Here is a 20,218-nt window from a genome sequence, read left to right on the forward strand (position 1 = left end):
CCATGACAACGACGTGGGAACATGACCTTGAGGTGAATCCAGTGCGCCCTCCGGCCAAATCCAAATTCATAAAATTAACCCCGCCGCGCGTGCTGGCGGGGGGCTTTGCTCTCATTATTATAATCGGCTCTCTTCTGCTAACCCTGCCAGCCGCCTCTGCGGACGGGCAGTCCATGAAGTATATCGACGCTTTGTTTACGGCCACGTCGGCCACCTGCGTCACCGGGCTGATTATTGTCGATACCGGCGTTCATTTTTCATTGTTCGGGCAGATCGTTCTGCTGCTGATGGTGCAGCTGGGCGGACTCGGCTTCATGACGATGGCCACCTGGTTCACGCTGGCGTTGAAGCGCCGGGTCTCGCTGCGCGACCGTCTTTTATTGAAGGAGTCGATGAACCATGCCAACATTGACGACATCGTCCGGCTGATCATCCGGGTATTCCTGTATTCGATAACGATCGAAGGGATCGCGGCGCTCTATTTCATGCTGCGCTGGTGGCAGGAGATGCCGCTCGGGAAGGCCGCCTATTTCGGCCTGTTCCATTCCGTGTCGATCTTCAACAATGCGGGCTTCGAATTGTTCGGCGGATTCCGCAGCTTAACGCCGTATGTCAACGATCTGGGCATCAATCTCGTTTCGATGATGCTCATCTTTTTCGGCGGCATCGGGTTTGTCGTCATCTCGGAGCTGATCGAATTTCCCAAGACCCGCAAGCTGTCCTTGCACAGCAAGGTCGTCTTGTCGACGAACGGCATTCTGGTGCTGGCGGGCGCCGTGCTCATCCTGATCTTCGAATTCACCAATGCGAAGACACTGGGGGGCATGCCCTGGGAGACGAAAATCGTCGCCTCCTTCTTCCAGTCGATGACGCTGCGCTCCGCCGGCGTCAACACGCTCGACATCGCCGAGCTTCGGACCGCCACGCAGTTTCTGATGATCGTCATGATGTTCATCGGCGCGGCTCCCGGCTCTACCGGCGGAGGCATCCGCCTGACGACGTTCGCCATCCTGGTCGGGGCTTTCGTGGCGATGCTGCGCGGCAAGGAAGACGTCGTGCTGTTCCGACACCGTCTGCCCGCGAAGGACATCTACAAAGCCGTCACATTCACGCTGACCGCCGTTTTTTTCCTCGCGTTTGCGACGATGCTGCTGTCCACCCTTCAGGACCAGGATTTTCTGAAAATCCTGTTCGAGACGACCTCGGCCTTCGGTACGGTGGGTCTCAGCATGGGGCTGACCGCCGACCTGACGTTTGCCGGCAAAATTGTGATGATATGCGTCATGTTTATCGGGAGAGTGGGACTCGTGACGCTGGCATTCGCCTTGCAGCCGAATCCGAAAAAAGAGCTGTACCGGTACCCGGAAGGAAAAATTATCATCGGATAAAGACGGACGGCGCCTTTCGCTATTTTTTCAGCAGCTCGATGGCTCTCGCCAGCACCGGGTCTTTCCCGGCTTGAATATCTTCATTGCGGATCAGCACTTCTTCGTCCGGCTTCAATCCGACCCGTTCGTAAACTTTGCCGTCGGCGGCTTTATATTGCTCGGCGGAGAGCATGACGATCCATTCGTTAGGCAAAATGTTCATCAAGACATCGGAGTGAATGCCTCTCGTCGTTTCGCCGATCACCGTCACCCGGTCGATCTCCTTCAGAGACATCGTTGCAATCTCAGCGGCGCTGGCGGTGACCTCGCTGGTCAAAACGACGATCTTATCGGCCGGGATGTTCTCCCCCTGAGGCTTGATATAAATCGGCGTCGGCGCGAAAAATTGCTCATAACCGCCGCTTCTCGCCTGCTTCGAGAACGCGAGCTTCTTTTTATCGGCGAATCGGTTCGCAAAAGCCACCGCAAAGGCGTCCGACCCGCCGCCGTTAAAGCGCAAATCGATCACGATCCCGCGATTCCCGGCAAGCTCCTTGGCCGCATCAGCCAGCGCCCCGTCAATCTTCTTCATGTCGAACTCGCCGAATCCGTTCATGTCGATATAACCGATACCGTCCTTCGTTTTGCCGTAGCGAAGCAGGTCGTTCAACCGGCTTTGCAGCGGTCCGCCGAGGTAACCGAGGATATTCTTCCGCATGGTCTCTTCGTGATCGTTATAAAGCTTCTCCCGCTCGCCCTCCTCCCGGGAAGGCGTGATGGTTGTGCCCGAAAGAATCATCGTATGTCCGTCGTTCAGCTTTCCGATCATTTCCTTGAATAAAAGACGTAGCTCCTCCTCCGTCGTCTGCTGCGTTACTTTAGGCCGATACTCCTCGTACACCTTCTTCCAATCCACGTTGGTCAGTTTGAACAAACTGAAGCGTTCGTCGAAAATTTGCCAGAGCGTTTCGAAGTTTTGGACCGGATCTTTCGTAAACGCGTTGATTTTTACTTTCGGCAGCTCGTCGATTTTCTTATACTGTTTCACCGCCCCGGTTTCTTCCGTTAAAATCCCGTTCTGAAAATGACCCAACGGCGCCCTTTTCCAGAGCGTGGTATTCAACAGCGGATTACCATGAAACTTATCAACATAGATGATGCCATCCTTCTCGATTTGCCCGTAGGCAAAGGGGAGCAAGCTATCCTTCGTAAAGTTATAAACGATGACATTCTTATCATCCATTTCGAGAATGTAATTGTATCCTTCCGATTGCCACAGCTCGCGCTTCGACGCATCGATGTGCGGAGGCGTGCCCGTTTTGGCCTTCAAATAGACAAGCGCGCCTCCAACACATAGAACGACAAGGACACCCACCGAAACCGCAATTTTCTTCCACATGGTTTCTCCTCCTTTTTCTCAATCCCCAAATCCATGGAAATTGTACCATAATATTATATTTTTCCGACAACTATACCTTACCATCATTTCGCTCCGGCAAAACAAAAACTCCCAGGAACGAATCTCGATTCTCCGGGAGAGGAGATGGCAGATCTATCGGTGCAGCATTACGTCCAGCACAAGCATCGCAAAGAACAGCCGAACGTTTATCTTACAATATTCCATGACATGCAAAACTGCTACGCGCACGAACAGCGTCCCTGCGGCGTTGACGCCCATTTTTCCCAAGGCCGGCGTTACGGCGCTTGCGATAGAACGTCCAGGATGAGCAGCAGCTTCATGTACACCGCGCTTTTTGGAAACCGCAAGTTTTTTTGTTAAGATCAACGTACAGGCAACCGGTCTGCGGAGAGCACGCAATGACAGGATCGGCCAGTCATTCCATGATACGATAAGGCATGAAGGAGGCGGTTGCGGTTGGATTGGCTGATCCGGATGAAAGAAGCTCTTGATCTTATGGAAAAGCGGTTGGACGGAAGGCTGGATATCGAGGAAATTGCCGGAGCCGCTTATGTGTCCCCGTTCCATTTTCAACGCATGTTTCACATGCTGACCGGGATGACCGTGGCCGAGTATATGCGGAAGCGCAAATTGACCTTGGCCGCGCAAGAGCTGGCTACGACTTCCGCCAAAGTGCTGGACGTCGCGCTGAAATACGGCTATGACTCCCCCGAATCGTTCGCCAAGGCGTTCCGCAAAATCCACGGCATATCGCCGTCGGAAGCCCGCAATCCGGGCGTCAGCCTTAAAGCGTTTCCCCGCATCTCCTTCCATCTATCACTGAAGGGAGACAAAGATATGGATTACCGCATTGTGGAAAAAGAAGCTTTTACGGTTGTCGGCAAATCCATTCAAGCGACGTGTCAGAACGGGGAGCAATCGCATTTCATCCATCAACTGTGGCAGGAAAGTCATCGTGACGGCACGATAGCCAAGCTTGCTTCCCTGGGAGCGGACGAGAATTTGCTGGGCGTCGTCGAGATGCAGTTGGACAACGAGACCATGACGTATACGATTGCAAGCATAGCCGGCCCCGAAGCCGTGACGGAAGGGTTCTCCGTGAAAACGATCCCCGCTTCCACCTGGGCGATCTTCACCTCGGTCGGGCCGCTCCCCGGAGCGATCCAGAACGTATTTGGCCGCATTTTTCAAGAATGGTTTCCGGCGACGGGCTATGAAATTTCAGGCGCACCGGAGCTGGAAGTCTATCCGCCGGGCGATACGTCGGCAGAGGACTACCGATGCGAGGTTTGGGTACCGATTGTGAAGAATTAGTTATCGAAGAGCTTGCCAACCGGCAGGCTCTCTTTTTTTTTGGTAAAAGTAATCAAATGTATATGGAAAGTAATAAGTTGTCTATTTGAATCGAAAAACCGGCCTCTTAATATAAAAGATGAAGTTGTCTCATCAGGCTGCACATGATTAGAAGCTTCCCAAAAACGCACAAGGAGGAGAACATGAAAAGGAAAACGCTTTCTAGCTTATTGTCACTGGTGCTTCTCTCCACACTTTTCCCCGCAGGCCTGCCGCAAGCGGCCGCTGCATCGGGGCGGACAGACGACGTTTCTCCGACGCTTCCCGTTACCCGGTCCGTTTATGAAACCGTTTACGGCGGCAGAGCCATGCCCGCGAATGTTGCCAATACACCGGTCGGCGTTAATTTGGCGGTACATCAAGCGGTGTACGCTTCGGGGAACGAAGTGGACTGGCTTGGGCCGGCCAATGCCGTTGACGGCAACGGCAGCACGCGCTGGTCATCCGCCCTGCAAGACGATCAGTGGTTTTACGTAGACCTCAGCGAAGAGTTCACCATAAACCGGGTGACCATCAAATGGCAAACCCCTGCCAGCAAGTACAAGCTGTTGGTTTCCAATGATGCGCAGCATTGGACGAACGTGCTCGGCAATGACGGCGAAATTACATGCAGAGGCGGGACGGAAACGACCGATTTTGACGATATAAAAGCAAGGTACGTGAAATTTCAAGGGGTGCAGCGGGCACCGGTGGAAGGCACCTTTTACGGATATTCCTTCTACGAATTCGAGGTGTACAACGCCGGCGAATTGCCCAAAATCGTGAAGGGCATTACCCAAATCCCGCCTATTGCCAAGGGACAGACGGAGATCGTTCTGCCTAGCGTACCCGAAGGCTACAAGGTTTCCGTATACGGCAGCGACAGACTGCCCGTGATCGATCAAGCGGGGAAAATTCACACGCCCCTCGTGGACACGAAAGTGAATCTTCTGTTTCAAGTCGAACACACGAGTACCGGTCAGAAGGCCATCACCGGGAACGTCCTTGCTTCGGTACCGGGGCAGTATACGCAAACGGACGATTTGAACAAGGAGCCGAAGGTCATCCCGTCGCTGCGCGAATGGCATGGCCGGACCGGAAATTTCACCCTGAAGCCGACCTCGCGAATCGTGGTCAATCCGGCGCATAAAACGGCTTTGCAAAAGGCCGCGGAGCAAACGAAGGAAGATCTGCGGGATATTACCGGCATCAACGCGAACATCATTTACGGCGTTCCGCAAGCGGGCGACCTTTATTTGTCTATCGACGATTCCTTAGCCTGGCTCGGAAAAGAAGGTTACCTCTTCGACGTCAACGATTACGTCGCGATTACATCCGCCGAAACGACGGGCGTCTTTTTCGGGACGAGATCGGCGCTGCAAATTTTGAAGCAGGATGAAGCTCATGCCCATATCCCCAAAGGGACGGCAAGGGATTATCCGAAATATGAAACGCGCGGCCTCATGATCGACGTTGCCAGAAAGTTTTATACGATTGAGTTCCTAAGAGACTACGTCAAGCTGTTGTCCTGGTACAAAATGAACCAATTTCAGATTCATTTGAACGACGATGTAGGGACGCCGTTCCAAGACGGCACGACTGCGGCATATCGTCTGCAGAGCACGAAGTACCCCGGGCTGGCGAGCAAAAACGGCTTTTACACCAAAGAGGAGTTTCGCGATCTTCAGCGGCTTGGCATGGATTATGGCGTGAATGTCATCCCGGAGATTGATACGCCGGGTCATTCCAGAGCGTTTACCAGCTTCGATCCTTCTCTGGGAACCGGACCTCATCTAGACATTACGAAGCCGCAAACGGTCGATTTCGTCAAAAGTCTGTTCGACGAATATATCGATGGCGACAACCCAACCTTTATCGGCCCCGACGTCCATGTCGGGACGGACGAATATTGGGGCAACACCGAGGTTTTTCGCGGGTACATGGATACGCTCATCAAGCATATCCAAAGTAAAGGCAAGCATCCCCATATTTGGGGCGGCATGAGGGAATACAACGGGGTGACCCCGGTAAGCAACGAGGCTACGATGGATGTTTGGCACGTGCCTTACGGAGATGCCCGGCAAGCGATCGATCTTGGATACGATATCCTCAACACCGAAAACAGCTACATGTATCTCGTGCCAAGATTGTATAAAGACCGGATCGACCCTAAATATATGTATAAGATGTGGGAACCGAACGTATTTACTGATACGACTCTGCCCTACGGCCATCCGAAGCTGAAAGGTGCCATGCTGGCGCTGTGGAACGACATTTCGGATTCCGTCGGACTATCGATGGACGATTCTCATGACCGAATGTTTCCTGGCGTACAGGTGCTATCCGAAAAAATGTGGACGGGAAACCGAGACGACGCCGACTACAACGCTTATGCAGCCGCAGCGGAACGGATCGGCGAAGCGCCGAACGCCAACATCTCCCACAAGCTGCAAGTCCCAAATAAAGACGGCAACGTCATCAAGTATTTGTTCGAAAACGGCTTCGCCGACGCTTCCGGCAACGGCTACAATGGCATCGGCAAAAATGTAGCGGCAGCGGACGGCAAATACGGCAAAGGCGTACGGTTCGGCGGAGGCGAAAGCTACATCAAGACGCCGCTGCAGGCGTTAGGGTTCGGATGGACCGTTTCCATGTGGATCAAGCCCGATGCCGACAACCCGGACGATGCGGTGCTGCTGGAATCGCCTGTCGGCCAAGTGAAGCTCAAGGAAGGAAAGACCGGGCTGCTGGGCTTTTCCAAAGAACATTATCACAGCACGTTCCAATACAAGGTTCCGGCGGGTCAATGGACGCACTTGCTGCTGACCGGAGACAACAAAGGCGTATCCCTGTATGTCAACGGCAATGAGTACGTCGAAAAATTATGGGTAACGAACGGCGCATCGCCCCGGATCGATACCTTGGTGCTGCCGCTTGAGAAAATCGGAAGCTCCACCAATTCCTTTAAAGGCGTCATCGACAATCTGATCGTTTACAATAAGGCGGTCAGCTTCGACGGGATGAACCTGGCGTTAAACAAGCATGCGGAAGCATCGACCAGCGAGGCTCCTCATTTGTCGCCGGATCAGGCTGTCGACGGGAATACGGGCACAAGATGGTCGAGTACATTTTCAGACGATAACTGGTTCAGCGTAGATCTCGGCGAACAACAGGATATCGACAGCGTCGTGATCAAATGGGAGGGCGCTTATGCCAAGAAGTACAAAATACTTGTTTCCGGCGATGGCCAGCATTGGCAAAATGTAAAAGCAGGCGATGCGGTGATCGACGGCAAAGGCGGAGTCGAGGCGATCAAATTTGACACCACCGTCAAGGCGAGATATGTCAAGCTTCAAGGCATCGAAAGAGCTACAATATACGGTTATTCCATTCTTGAATTTGAAGTGTACGGACCGGGGGTGCTGAACCGCTATTTGGAACTGGTGAAGCAAGCGGAAGGCTTGCTGGCCTTGGGCAAAGGAGACAGCGGGCTGAGAAGCCAACTGCAGGAGATGCTCAATCATTTCCCATATGATTACGAAAGCTCGATAAGCCCGCTTCAGGAGCTGATTACCCGGTTGAAGGAATCGATCGAATGGGAAAACGATAAAACGCCGCCGGTGACGACGGCGAGCGTCTCCCCTTCCCGGCCGGACGGGCAGCATGGATGGTTTGTCCATCCGGTAACCGTAACCTTGTCCGCACAAGACGAACAGTCCGGCGTCGCCAGAACGGAATACAGCTTGGATTTAGGTAAAAATTGGAATTTTTATGTGGACCCGATCCAACTCAGCACGGACGGAACGTACGGGCTGCGGTACCGTTCTACAGACAAAGCTGGCAATGTGGAAAAGGCGAAGCCCCTCCTCCTGAAAGTCGATACAACGGCTCCGACCCTGGCTGTAACGGCGAACGGCGTCCCCTTGGCGGACGGGACCGAATTTACGGACAGCGAGACGCTTGTGCTGGATGTGCAGGCCTCTGATCCTGTGTCGGGCATTGCCGGGACAACGATCACGGTAGACGGCAAGCCGTATGCCCCCGGCACGCCGCTGCGTTTGGCCGGCCAATTGGGAACCCACGCGGTCCAAATCACGGCGACGGATCGGGCGGGCAACGTATCGCAGGTGGCGATTTCGATTGTCGTTAAAACCAATATCGCTTCCATGCAGCGGCTGCTGGAATCTTATCATGCTGCCGGAGAGTTAAGCGGACCGCTCAAGAATAAGCTATCTGCAAGCTTGAAGACCACCCAGAAGCATGAAACGAAAGGCAAGCTGAAACAAGCCGCCAAAGCGATGAACGATTTTAAGAAGAAAATCAGCAAAACGAGTGGGAAAGATGTTATTTCCGAAGCGGCAAAAGCGGCGCTGATCGGCGATGCCAACGCGCTAATCCAAGCCTGGACCGGGAGCACCTACGATCTGGAGTCAACGGATAGCACCGACGATCAGCTCGAAATCGGCGACGATTCTCCGGACAGTGAGGACGCGGCGGCGTAAGAAAAGCCTAAGCGTCGAGAAAATATTTTTCCCGCTACTAAGCTGCTTCAAATAAAAATTTCCTGCAGACCCGGAGGCCCCGCAAGAAAAAAAATAACTCCTGAACCCTAGAGCTCAGGAGTTATTTTCGTTTATTCGCCCACACCATAATAAATAAAGAGCTGCTTAGAACTGATGTAATAATCGACTGTATTGAGGTTGTTGATACTTTCTTTAAAGCGTAAGAATAATTCGTCAACATTCAGATTTTTTTGGTTCGCTGCTTGGATCGCAGACAGCATAACCGGGAGGGTACGAGGGGGTACTCCTCCAAATATTCCACTAAAGCGGATAGTACATCTATATTCCCGTTTCGAGTTCTAGTAAAAGCATATTTGCTTTTGCAATGGCCTTAAACTTATCGACCTCCTTTTCCCGTCATCGTCCAGAAACTTGAACCATCCGAGATTGGTGTTGCGTCGCATCGAATTTGCGAAAAAATCTCATCTTTATTTAAAAAAACAAAAGAGCCCCTGACCACTGGCCGGGACTCTTATTATTTTATTAGCCGCCCCATCCATGATCGTCGAGAGCTGCCATATTTGTCGGCTGTTCCGGTTGTGTTGGTTGAGTAGGAATAATACCACTTAATAAAATCAACCCCATCATTAAGGATAAAAATACCTTTTTCATAAGTCGAACACTCCTTCTACGATATGTTTGTACCCCAACTTTTGTTGTTCCGTCGCGTAATCACCATGTTTTCGGAACAAAGTTGTACACTTTTCGAAACCCAAGTAATACTTCATCACTTGCGCGAGATATAATGCATATAGAAGTTCGTCGATCCCAACAATAATTCGATTTTTTTTGAAGCTGTGTAATGCTTTCTCATACCAAAATTGAAATAATTGCGTACCGTCCAAGTAACTTACATCAGAATTTACAGGAGGGAGTTTTTTTACAAGTGTTTCCAAAAAGTCGTCAACTTCAAAATCGAACCGATTTGCTGCCTCAATGATGGTCTTGGCACCACCCAAAAATTCAGCAGGATGATTTTGCAGAAAATCGACATACTCACGGACTACTTTTCCGTTTCCAGTTTTCAGTTCAAGAGCGTACATGTTACCCTGGCTCCAAACTCGAAATTTTTCAACCTCCTTTTTCCCCGTTTCGTCAAGGAACTCGAACCATCCAAGGTCTGAATACGCTGCCACGTATTTTTTTGCTTCTTCGTATCGCCCTTGCATAGTGAGTACGAAGCCCTTGATACGTAATCCATGACCTAAATATACCACTAAATGCCGCTCAGTATGTAGCTTTTTAACAAATTTTTCTTTTTTTAATTTATCATACACATTTTGGGCTAAGGCATAGAGTTCATCCCCATAACGTTCTACTCTTTTCCAATCGCCTAATGAGTAAGAAACATTCGCTGTCAGTAACAAAGCATCAAGCTGAATATCCTCCGGTAAGCGATAATAAAACGGCTCAAACCGTTCTAACGCTTCCCTGTTATTTTCTGAACTCACACCGACCAAGCATTGAAATAACCGAAATTGACAGAAGATGAAAGTTTGATCGCTACGCTCTGTTTCCCGATCAATGATATAGCGGTACAAGGGTGCCGCCTCTGCTTTTTTCTCCTCCTTGAAAAGATGCTCCGCTGCATAAAAGAAATGATCTTTGATTTCTGCCCCAAGCCCTCCGCCTACATTTGCCATTTGTCCCAAACACTCCCTTCGATTAATACCATAATATTACATCTAGGTTTGTTAGGTAGCAATATAGAACATTTGGAGGATTTAAGCGATTATCAGCAAAAAAATAGTAAAAAACGAGAGTAAGACAACGTAACTTGACATCAATCTACAAATATTTACATATTTTTTCATAAATTTTTGATTACTCCTTAGTAACATATCTCGATATAGTACTACTAATTACTCAGAAAAAAGTAGTTTTGTCCCATATAAAATATATTGGAATTCATGGTATTTTTTAGGTGAACGATATGTCGGCCGACCATTGTTCAAAATTACTCAATTTTTGGAGGGATCAATTTGGCAGTAAATATCAAGAAAAGCATTTTGTCCATCTCCCTAGCTTTTTCAGTTCTGATTTCAGGATTTGGAGGTTCAGCGTTTGCAGAAGCTCCTCAAATGAATGGACAAAACGACTCGAATCTGACAAGTAGCGTAGACTTGTTGGCCTCGAAAACACTAGTCAAGAGAACTGTAACTCCGACGGCAGAAGGGGATATCATTAGGGAAGTTCATGAGGTCCCCGTAACTCTCTTAGCTCCATCAATGGCTTCAAACAGGGTTAAAATCACGGTGCTTTCCACTTACCAGTTCGATTTCTCAAAAAATATGTACAAATATAGCTTCAATCTTGACTCTCCGTCTTGGATCAATCCATCAGTCGATGCAGTATTTCGCGTCGAACGATCTGATCAACAGTACGGATACTATAACGAAGTTGCAAGTCTTGCTGTCAATGATGCTAGTTACATTTGGGATCATGTTGTTTATGTAGGGCCAAACACAGGCCATTACAGAACTCGCGTCGACCTTAAAGCCAGAAAATTAGATGAGATTATTGAAGACCCGACTATTTATAGTCAAAGTGATTTAATTAACAGGACAGGTAGGGTGTGGGTGTTCAACTTTGTTGATTACACTTCTCAAAAAGTACTAAATAAACCACCTGCAAACTGGGCCAGAGAAACCCGTCACTCCCGTCCTTGGGATTTGCGTGGAGACTACAAAAAATGGTATGATAATGCTTTCAATACAACTTTAAATTTGGATGGTTATGACGTTCATCATATTCGGCCGCTCTTTCTTGGCGGCGACAATGGAATGGACAACCTCATTCACTTACCAGTCTCGACTCATTCAGGAGTTACAGGGTGGTTTAGTGGGTACTAAAGCTACCGACAAGAGGTGATCTTAAATGGAGGATATGGGAGGAGAATACTTTAAGCCTTTAACAATGGAAAGATTAGTTGAAGGTTTAAAGGTGATAAGCCAAAAGGAAACAGAAGCATATCACTTAGGATCAATAGTAACTTACTCCATGCGCTTAAATCCGCCCGCAACCCCGATTGCTATTTCTCTAATGGAAGAAGAATTGAATATCAAATTTCCAAAAGACTATTCTCATTTTCTATCTTTGGTTAATGGGATGGAATTTGGCAATCAGGACACCCGTGTATGCTCTTTGGAAAGGATTCGAGATTTTCACGTCAACTTTGATGCGTATTACGACAACATGATTGTCATTGCAACCGCGTTAGGTGCTTCCGTACATATCGTCATGGAAGTCAAGGATGATGGAAGCTACCGACTGTATGTCACAGACGCTCTTGGAGAAGCTGAAATGTGGTACCTCGGGGATAACCTTTTGAAGTTTTTGGACGCTCTTGTTTCCTCGTATGGCTATCCATTTTGGGAATGGAACAAAAAATCCTCGGAATATCTAATCAAACAATACTATTAAATTCGAGGTAAGAAGGGGCAGCTATTCCTGCCCCTTCTGTATTTTACCCGGATTGCCTATTTAACGTTATGTGATCGGCTGCCCCGATAGCCTTTCGAAATTTATTCGCCAACCAGTGAATACGATCAGCGATGTGAAATGGGCGACCAGAATTCCGCTCCCGCATCCCAACAAAAAAGCGCCTCCGGCTTTGCGGAATGGGCAGTTCATCCTCATTCCGGGACCGGAGGCGCTCTTCTTTATGCAATTAGGCTCGATTCCCGCTGCCGAACAGGCGGATTTTGGCTTTGACCGCCTCTTTAATCGTTTCGCGGGCAGGCACCAAATAATTTCGCGGATCGTACGCTTCGGGGTGGTCGTTCAGGAAGCTTCGAATCGTGGCCGTGAAGGCCATTTGATTGTCCGTATTCACATTGATTTTGGCCGTGCCGAGCGAGATCGCCCTCCGAATCTCGTCCTCGGGCAGGCCGCTTCCTCCATGCAGAACCAGAGGCAGCCCGGTCAGCTGCTGAATTTCCGCCATGCGGTCAAACCCAAGCTGCGGCTGGCCGCGATACGGACCGTGCACAGAGCCGAGCGCCGGCGCCAGACAGTCGATGCCGGTTTCTCGGACCAACCGCAAGCATTCTTCGGGCACGGCATACATCGCTTCTGCCTCGTCGACCACCAGATCGTCCTCCCGCCCCGTAATCCGGCCCAGCTCGGCTTCCACGCTGACGCCGAGAGCATGTGCGGCATGCGTCACGCTGCGGGTGATCTCGATGTTGTGCTCCAGCGAATGATGCGACGCATCGATCATGACGGAAGTAAACCCGGCGTGCATCGCCCGAATGCACACCTCATAGGTGGAGCCGTGATCCAAATGCAGCGCGACCGGCACCGTAATGCCGTATTCCGCGACGAGCGCTTTGACCATCCCCGCGATGAACGGCAGTCCACCCATATAAGGGATATACGCTTCGCTCACGCCTAGAATGACCGGCGACCGCTCCTCTTGCGCCGCCTGCAGAATCGCCTGCGTGAACTCCAGATTGTTTAAATTAAATTGTCCGACTGCATACCGTCCGTCGAGCGCCCGTTCCAGCATGTGTTTCATGGAAACAATCGTCATTTCTAGCGGCTCCTTTGTTCCTCACTTATTCCGGTATTCGCCAGGCCGGGACACGGAAGAACGGATAACCAACTCGGGCAGCATCACGATGCGCTGCTTGGTGGAATTTTTATCGTTGATGATGCGGATAATCAGATCGACGACCGTTTGCCCCATTTCTTGAATGGGCTGCGCAACCGTCGTTAACGGAGGATCGATGATCGTCGCCAGCAGCGTGTTGTCGAATCCGACGACGGATAAATCGCCGGGGACGGACAAGCCTCTTTCGCGCACGGCTTGAATCACACCGGTAGCCAGCAGATCGTTGCAAGCAAAGATAGCCGTCGGCGGCTGAGAGGAGTCCAGCATTTCCCCTGCGACCTGCTTCGCGTCCGTTACTTTAAAATCACTGATCCGCACCAGCTCCGGATTATAGGCAATGCCCGCTTCCTCCAGCGCGAACCGGTACCCCCTTATCCGTTCCTTGCTGCTCATCACCAACGTGTCCTCGGCGATGACAGCAATTTGCCGGTGCCCCTGCTCAATAAGATGCGAGGCCGCCATATGCCCGCCGATGAAGTCGTCCACCAGCACGGTATCGATCGCCAGGGAAGGCATATCGCGGGCAATGAGCGCGACCGGAAAGTTTTGTTTTTTCAAGTCCTTCAATATCGCATCGTTGCGTACGCCGGTGGCGATGATAATGCCGTCCACGCTTTTTTGCTTCAGCAACGAAATATTGCGTTCTTCTCTCAAAAGGTTGTTGTCCGTGCTGCAAATCATGACGCTGAAGCCGAGCTCGTGCGCACGATCCTCCACACTTCTCGCGATTTCCGCAAAGAACGGGTTGGCCAAATCGGGCAACAACAAGCCGAGCGTATAGGTTTGCTTTCCCGTCAGAGCCGAAGCCACGACGCTTGGCTGGTAATTCAACTCCTGCATGATCCGATTGACCTTGGCCCGCGTTTCCTCGCTGATGCGCCCCGTTTGATTGATCACTTTGGAAACGGTGGCAATGGATACGCCTGCCTGCTTGGCAACGTCATAAATTGTAGCCTTCATAGCTTCCACTTCTTTCAACGAAATGACATATCAACAATTATACACTAATATGCCATTGCGTTAATACTTCTTCCACCTTGACCGGACGCTTTTCCTGCAGGGATAATCTGGCTGCATGCGCGATCAATTCGGCCTGGTAGCCGTCGTTCGCGCTGACCGGCACCGGCTTATCGTGAACGATAGCGTCGATAAACGCCTTGACTTCCTTCACATAAGCTTCGTTGTACCGTTCTAGGAAGAAATAAAGCGGCTTATCCCGGTAGACGCCGTCCGCAGTATAAAGCTCCGTGCTGCTCGGATAATCGTTCTGGATCGTCAAGCAGCCCTTCGAGCCGAACACCTCGACCCGCTGATCGTAGAAGTGCGCCTGACGGCTGTTATCGATGACGCCCAGAGCGCCGTTCTTGAACTTGAGCGAAATGATGGCCGTATCGATATCGCCGCACTCGGCGAACACCGGGTCGACGAGAACCGCGCCCTGTACGAACACCTCTTCCACATCGCTGCCGACCATAAATCGGGCGATATCGAAATCGTGAATGGTCATGTCGATGAACATCCCCCCGGAGGCAGGGATATACTCCTTATGCGGCGGCGCCGGGTCGCGGGAAGTGATCTTCAGAATATGCGTGTCGCCGATTTTGCCCTCCCGGACCAGTTCCTGAATCCGGCTCATGTTATGGTCAAACCTGCGGTTGAAGCCGGTTTGGAACTTGACGCCCGATTTCTTGACCAGCTCCAGCGCTTGAACCGTCTTATCCAAGGCGAAACTGATCGGCTTCTCGCAGAAAATATGCTTGCCGGCCTTGGCTGCTTCTTCGATCATGGCAATATGCGTGTCCGTCGGCGAGCAGATGAAGACGGCTGCGATTTCCGGGTCCTGCATAATGTCCTGATAGTTGGCCGTGACATTGGCAATGCCGGTCTGTGCCGCCCAATCGCGGATGTTGTCGGCGAAGATATCGGAAATCGTCTTGATTTCCACCTGCGGAAGCTGCTTCAAGTTTTCCGCATGAAGCTTGCCGATGCGGCCGGCGCCGATAATGCCTATTTTTATTCTCTCCATATCCATGTTCCTCTCTATAATGAAATGCCTCTTACTTCGTCAAGCTTTTCAAGAAATCGAGCTTCTTCTGCGCGTTTTCTTTGTTGATGACTTCCACGCCGCTGTCGATCCGCTTCTCCACATTCTCGCCTTTGATCGCTTTGACGGCATTTTCTACGCCTTTGTAGCCCATTTCATACGGGTTCTGTGCGACCGTGCCGCCCAATTTGTCGGCCAGAATCGATTCGATGGATTCCACCGTGCCGTCCGTGCCGAGAATCGGAATTTTCAGGCCTTTCGCTTCCGCCGCACGCAATGCACCGATCGCCATGTCGTCGTTGGCTGCAAAGACGCCCTTCAGATCCGGATGGTTCTGCAAAATATTTTCCATGACGGACATCGCCTTCGCTTTATCGCTGTCGGCCGGCTGGTTGGCGGCGATTTTCATCCCTTTCGCCTCCAGCGCTTCCTTCGCGCCCTTGATCCGCTCGTCGGTCGCCGGGTTGCCGAGCGCGCCCGCGATGAGCGCTACTTTATCGCCGGATTTCAGCAGCGAAGCCAAGTATTCTCCGCCCTTTTTCCCCGCTGTCGCGTTATCCGTGCCGATAAAGGCCGTTTTATCCGCCCAATCGGCCGTATCCGTATCGACGAGCAGCACCGGGATGTTTTTGTCTTTATATTTTTTCAGCACGGGAATCGCCGTGGAAGGCTGCGTCGGCGCCACGACCAAAGCGGCCGGCTTCTTGTTCAGCGCGTCCTCCAGCATGTTGACCTGCTCCAAAATTTGCGATTCCGAAGCCGGCCCGGTGACGGTCCCGTCTACGTTCAAATCCTGGAACGCTTTTTTCGCGCCCGCTTCGACGTATTTCCAGTAAGGACTGCTGAGCGTTTTCAGCACGACCTGCACCTTCGGCTTTTGGCCGGAGCTTCCGCCTTTATCCCCTTTGTCCGACGCCGCCGGAGCCGGGCTGCCTCCGCCTTGACTGGCGCATCCCGCCACCACCGCAAGAGACAGAGCCAATACCACAGACACCAATGCGCTTTTTTTCATGAAAAGACCTCCCATTTTTTCTTATATCAAGCTTTTGGCGTTACAACTGTACCCGGCTGCCGGTTTCAAAGGCTTTCTTGGCCGCTACGGCGATCTCCAGCGCCTTTTTCCCGTCCTCTGCCGTGACTGACGGTTTCTGGCTGTTCAGCAAGCAATCGACAAAATGCTGCATTTCAAGCACATAAGCGCTTTCGAACCGGGTCGGAAAATCCGGCACAATGTCTTGGGAGCTGCCTTTAAACGTAAGTACAGAAATGTCGCGGTGCCTAAGCGAACCGATCAGCAGCGTTCCCTCGGTGCCGATCACTTCTCCGCGAATATCGTAGCCGTAGTAAGCGTTCCGGCTGCATTCGATATCGGCGGCCGCTCCGGAGTCGAACGTGGCGTAAGCGATCCCTTGATCCACGTCGCCGAATTCCTCCATAAAGCCGTGAACCAGCACGCTGCCGTGCGCTGCGACGGAGGTCACTTCGGCTTCCAGCAAAAATCTCGCCAAATCGTAATCGTGGATGCCCAAGTCGAGAAAGATGCCTCCGCTGTTTTTGATAAACTCGGCCGGCGGCGAGCCGGGGTCGCGCGATACGCCCTTGTAATAGATCGGCTTGCCGATATCGCCGCGCGCGATTCTTTTCTTCGCCTCGGCGTAGGCGGGGTCAAACCTTCTCATGAAACCGACCTGGCAAACGACCTTCGTTTCTTCGAGGACGCGGAGAACGTCCGACGCTTCCTGCAGATCGACCGTCAAAGGCTTTTCGACAAAAATGTGCTTGCCGTTGCGCGCCGCCTGCGTAATCATGTCGGCATGCGTGCTCGTCGGAGACGCGATAACGACCGCATCGATCGAGTCGTCCTCGAATACCTCGTTCAAGTTCCCCGTGTACCGGTCGACGCCCAGCTCTCCGGCCACCTTGGCCGCATGAGCGGTTTGCGGATCGGCCACGCATACCAGCTTGGCTCCCTTCACCTTCGAGGCTACATTTTCAGCGTGCCAGTAGCCCAGTCTTCCAAGCCCCAGTACCGCGCAGCGAATCGGTTTTTCCATTGTGTTCTCTCCTTGTATGGGTTTCGGTGATATTCGAAAATAGGCCACCAGTCGTCTATTTCTTGAAGGAGCGCTGGCGCAGCACGTCTACATAAACCGCCGCTACGATAACGAGACCGATGATCGCCATCTGAAAATCGGCGGAAACGTTCAGCAGATTCAAGCCGTTGCGGAGCACCGCGATAATCGTGGCGCCGATCAACGTGCCCCAGACCGTGCCGACGCCGCCGAAGAAGCTTGCGCCGCCGATGATCACCGCAGCGATCGCGTCCAGCTCGTAGCCCATTCCGGCCAGCGGAAACGCCGAGTTGACGCGTCCGACCATGACCAGCCCGGCCAAACCGGCCATCAGGCCGCTCAAGGTGTAGACGATGACGAGAATTTTATTCACGTTAATCCCGGACAGACGGGCCGTTTCCTTGTTCCCGCCGATCGCGTAGATGTACCGTCCTGTCGAGGTACGATTCAAGAAAATATCGAAAAGAATATAAACGACGATAACGAGAATAAAGCTGAACGGCACGGGACCGACAAACTCGTTGCCTGCGAATTGAATCGGTGCAGCGAAGCCGGCAATCGGGGCCGCTCCGGTAATAATCAAGGCAATCCCGCGGGCAATATTCATCGTCCCCAGCGTGGAGATGAACGGGTGCGGCAGCTTCAGCTTCGTTAGCATGATGCCGTTCGTCCAGCCGAGCAGCGCGCCGACACCGAGACATACGACAATGCCGAGATACGGATTAAGCCCGTGATTGACGGAGACGATCCCCATCATCATGATGGACAGCGCCAAAATCGAGCCGACGGACAAATCGATCCCTGCCGTCAAAATCGGCAGCAGCATCCCGATTGCCAGCAGCGCGTTAATGGAAGATTGCCGCGCAATGTTCATCACGTTGTCCACGGTCAAGAAATTATCGCTTAGGATGGTTAAGACCGTACATAAAATAATCAAGCCGATCAAGGCGCCGAATTTGCTTATAAAACCGTTCGATTTTACTTTCCTTACCTCGTTTTTTTCAACGATGACAGCAGACATCTTAATTCCCCCTTGTCGCGGACTTCATGATTTTTTCCTGATCCGCCTGTTCCCTGAGCATGTCGTCGACGATCTGCCCTTCGTTCATGACCAGGATGCGGTCGCAAATGCCCAATATCTCGGGCAGCTCCGACGAAATAATGATCACCACCGCACCGTCCTGCACCAATGAATTGATCAGCCGGTATACCTCCACCTTCGCGCCGACGTCAATCCCTCTTGTCGGTTCGTCGAAGATGAATACTTTAGCGTTCGTGCAGAGCCATTTGGCGATAACGACCTTCTGCTGGTTGCCGCCGCTAAGCTTGCGCGCCTGTGCGGCAATATCTCCGGGACGCACTTGCAGCTCCTTCAAATAATCGGTAGCAAGCGCTTTCATCTTGTCTTTGTGCAAAAACTTGTTTTTCTTCAACTTCTTCAGGCTGGCGACGGTGATATTGAATTCGAGTGTCTGATCGAGGATCAAGCCTTCGCCTTTGCGGTCCTCGGTAATAAAAGCGAGTCCCGCTTTGATCGCGTCCTCCGGGCATTTGATCTTGACCTCTTTGCCGAACACGTACACCTTGCCCTGATCGACCGGATCGACCCCGAAGATGCCCCGGGCCAGTTCCGTCCTCCCGGCGCCGACAAGACCGGAAATTCCGAGGATTTGCCCTTGGTATGCCGTGAAGCTGACCTCCTTGCTCGAATTCTTCAGCCGCAACCCTTCGACCCGCAAGCCTTCTTCGCCGAGCTGGAAGTTCATTTTCGGATATTTCTCGTCCAGACTCCGGCCGACCATCAGTTGGATCATCTTCTCGGTATCTGTCTCCGCCATGCTCAACGTTTCGATTTTCCGGCCGTCCCGCAAGATCGAGATCCGGTCGCCGATCCGCTTGTTTTCTTCCAGCTTGTGCGAAATGTAAACGATCGCAATTCCTTGCTTGCGCAGCTCCATCACCGTCGTCAGCAGCTGTTCGATTTCCGATTCGCTTAGGCTGGAGGACGGTTCGTCCATAATGATCAGCTTCGCATTGATGGTTAACGCTTTCGCAATTTCGACCAGCTGTTGCTGTCCGATGCCAAGCGAGGAAACTTTGGCGTCCGGGGAAATATCCTGCCCGAGCTGCTTCAAATATTCCATGGCCTTGAGCCGCATCGTCTTGCGGTCCAGCAGCGAATATTTGCCGTTCTTCTTCAGCTCCCGGCCTAAAAAGATGTTCTCGTATACCGTCAGCTCGGGAATGAGGTTAAGCTCCTGGTAGATCGTCGCGATCCCGAGATTCATGGCGTCGACCGGACCGTTGATTTCCACCTTGTTCGACTCCCAGAAGATGTCGCCGGAATCTTTCGTATACGCGCCGGTCATAATTTTGATCAGCGTCGATTTGCCCGCTCCGTTCTCCCCCAGCAGGACATGCACCTCGCCCGGCCGGATGTCCAGATGAATCTCCTTCAGCACCTGGTTGCCCGAGAAGCCTTTGTTGATTCCCCTCAGTTCCAATAAAGCATCGCGTTCTCCCATGTCGTAACCCCTTTCAAAAAGCAAAGCCTTTCTCCGTGTGTACCGTGAGGAATGAAAGTAAGCGCTTAATCAAAATCCAAAAAAAATAATCCGTTTTCCGCCGTATAAGCCGCTTTACCATGACCTTGATAACGATCGTTTTTCCATGACTTTCCTTTATTTATCGGCATTTTCAGCTGGAAGATCTACCCCAATCGAGATAAATAAAGCGCTTTCCTTAATGCGATTATATCTAGGGTTTTGAGAAATTGCAATATGCTTCTGTGATTTTCTTTACACGC

The 20,218-nt window shown here is 51.6% G+C and carries 16 protein-coding genes; 5 read left to right on the forward strand and 11 right to left on the reverse strand.

The window, feature by feature from the left end; genetic code table 11:
• Window positions 1-41: 41 nt before the first annotated feature.
• Window positions 42-1,388, forward strand: coding sequence for a TrkH family potassium uptake protein (locus NI000_RS20275; RefSeq protein WP_253413331.1), 1,347 nt, complete (start codon window positions 42-44; stop codon window positions 1,386-1,388).
• Between the two features lie 19 nt (window positions 1,389-1,407).
• On the opposite strand, the gene NI000_RS20280 is transcribed toward NI000_RS20275, so the two are convergent.
• Window positions 1,408-2,766 carry a S41 family peptidase gene (locus tag NI000_RS20280; protein ID WP_253413259.1) on the reverse strand — a complete coding sequence of 453 codons (1,359 nt, stop codon included), beginning with the start codon at window positions 2,764-2,766 and terminating at the stop codon, window positions 1,408-1,410.
• Between the two features lie 153 nt (window positions 2,767-2,919).
• Complete coding sequence (locus NI000_RS20285) at window positions 2,920-3,153, reverse strand: hypothetical protein (protein ID WP_253413260.1); 234 nt, start codon at window positions 3,151-3,153, stop codon at window positions 2,920-2,922.
• Between the two features lie 90 nt (window positions 3,154-3,243).
• On the opposite strand from NI000_RS20285, the gene NI000_RS20290 reads away from it, so the two are divergent.
• Together NI000_RS20290 and NI000_RS20295 are read left to right on the forward strand one after the other, a co-directional pair.
• Window positions 3,244-4,101: an AraC family transcriptional regulator gene (locus NI000_RS20290; protein WP_253413261.1), complete on the forward strand. Its 858-nt coding sequence runs from the start codon at window positions 3,244-3,246 to the stop codon at window positions 4,099-4,101.
• A 182-nt stretch (window positions 4,102-4,283) separates the two neighbouring features.
• Window positions 4,284-8,621 carry a discoidin domain-containing protein gene (locus NI000_RS20295; protein ID WP_253413262.1) on the forward strand — a complete coding sequence of 1,446 codons (4,338 nt, stop codon included), beginning with the start codon at window positions 4,284-4,286 and terminating at the stop codon, window positions 8,619-8,621.
• 543 nt (window positions 8,622-9,164) lie between these two features.
• Here the strand turns inward: NI000_RS20295 and NI000_RS36775 are convergent.
• Together NI000_RS36775 and NI000_RS20300 are read right to left on the reverse strand one after the other, a co-directional pair.
• The gene (locus NI000_RS36775) at window positions 9,165-9,293 is read right to left on the reverse strand and encodes a hypothetical protein (protein ID WP_010494197.1); all 129 of its coding nucleotides are present in this window, start codon (window positions 9,291-9,293) and stop codon (window positions 9,165-9,167) included.
• A complete protein-coding gene (locus tag NI000_RS20300) occupies window positions 9,290-10,324 on the reverse strand; it encodes a DNA-binding protein (RefSeq protein ID WP_253413263.1) in 1,035 nt (344 codons plus the stop codon). The genes NI000_RS36775 and NI000_RS20300 overlap by 4 nt, the downstream gene beginning before the upstream one ends.
• Window positions 10,325-10,663: 339 nt before the next feature.
• On the opposite strand from NI000_RS20300, the gene NI000_RS20305 reads away from it, so the two are divergent.
• The gene (locus NI000_RS20305) at window positions 10,664-11,533 is read left to right on the forward strand and encodes an HNH endonuclease signature motif containing protein (RefSeq protein ID WP_253413264.1); all 870 of its coding nucleotides are present in this window, start codon (window positions 10,664-10,666) and stop codon (window positions 11,531-11,533) included.
• A gap of 25 nt (window positions 11,534-11,558) precedes the next feature.
• Entirely contained in the window at window positions 11,559-12,104 is a 546-nt protein-coding gene (locus NI000_RS20310) for an SMI1/KNR4 family protein (protein ID WP_253413265.1), read from the forward strand.
• A gap of 247 nt (window positions 12,105-12,351) precedes the next feature.
• On the opposite strand, the gene fba is transcribed toward NI000_RS20310, so the two are convergent.
• From fba to NI000_RS20345, 7 genes are read right to left on the reverse strand one after another with little or no spacing between them, the layout of a single operon-like run.
• Complete coding sequence (fba, locus tag NI000_RS20315; RefSeq protein WP_253413266.1) at window positions 12,352-13,215, reverse strand: class II fructose-1,6-bisphosphate aldolase; 864 nt, start codon at window positions 13,213-13,215, stop codon at window positions 12,352-12,354.
• Between the two features lie 21 nt (window positions 13,216-13,236).
• On the reverse strand, window positions 13,237-14,256 hold the full coding sequence (locus NI000_RS20320) for a LacI family DNA-binding transcriptional regulator (protein ID WP_253413267.1): 1,020 nt from the start codon (window positions 14,254-14,256) through the stop codon (window positions 13,237-13,239).
• Window positions 14,257-14,293: 37 nt separating this feature from the next.
• On the reverse strand, window positions 14,294-15,322 hold the full coding sequence (gene iolG, locus NI000_RS20325) for an inositol 2-dehydrogenase (protein WP_253413268.1): 1,029 nt from the start codon (window positions 15,320-15,322) through the stop codon (window positions 14,294-14,296).
• 31 nt (window positions 15,323-15,353) lie between these two features.
• On the reverse strand, window positions 15,354-16,352 hold the full coding sequence (locus NI000_RS20330; protein WP_253413269.1) for a sugar ABC transporter substrate-binding protein: 999 nt from the start codon (window positions 16,350-16,352) through the stop codon (window positions 15,354-15,356).
• A gap of 40 nt (window positions 16,353-16,392) precedes the next feature.
• Window positions 16,393-17,394: an inositol 2-dehydrogenase gene (iolG, locus tag NI000_RS20335; RefSeq protein WP_253413270.1), complete on the reverse strand. Its 1,002-nt coding sequence runs from the start codon at window positions 17,392-17,394 to the stop codon at window positions 16,393-16,395.
• A 55-nt stretch (window positions 17,395-17,449) separates the two neighbouring features.
• On the reverse strand, window positions 17,450-18,433 hold the full coding sequence (locus NI000_RS20340) for an ABC transporter permease (RefSeq protein ID WP_253413271.1): 984 nt from the start codon (window positions 18,431-18,433) through the stop codon (window positions 17,450-17,452).
• Window position 18,434: 1 nt separating this feature from the next.
• Window positions 18,435-19,937, reverse strand: a complete 1,503-nt coding sequence (locus tag NI000_RS20345; protein ID WP_253413272.1) for a sugar ABC transporter ATP-binding protein — start codon at window positions 19,935-19,937, stop codon at window positions 18,435-18,437.
• Between the last annotated feature and the right edge of the window lie 281 nt (window positions 19,938-20,218).

This window comes from Paenibacillus tyrphae (assembly GCF_024158745.1).
Classification (GTDB): domain Bacteria; phylum Bacillota; class Bacilli; order Paenibacillales; family NBRC-103111; genus Paenibacillus_G; species Paenibacillus_G tyrfis_A.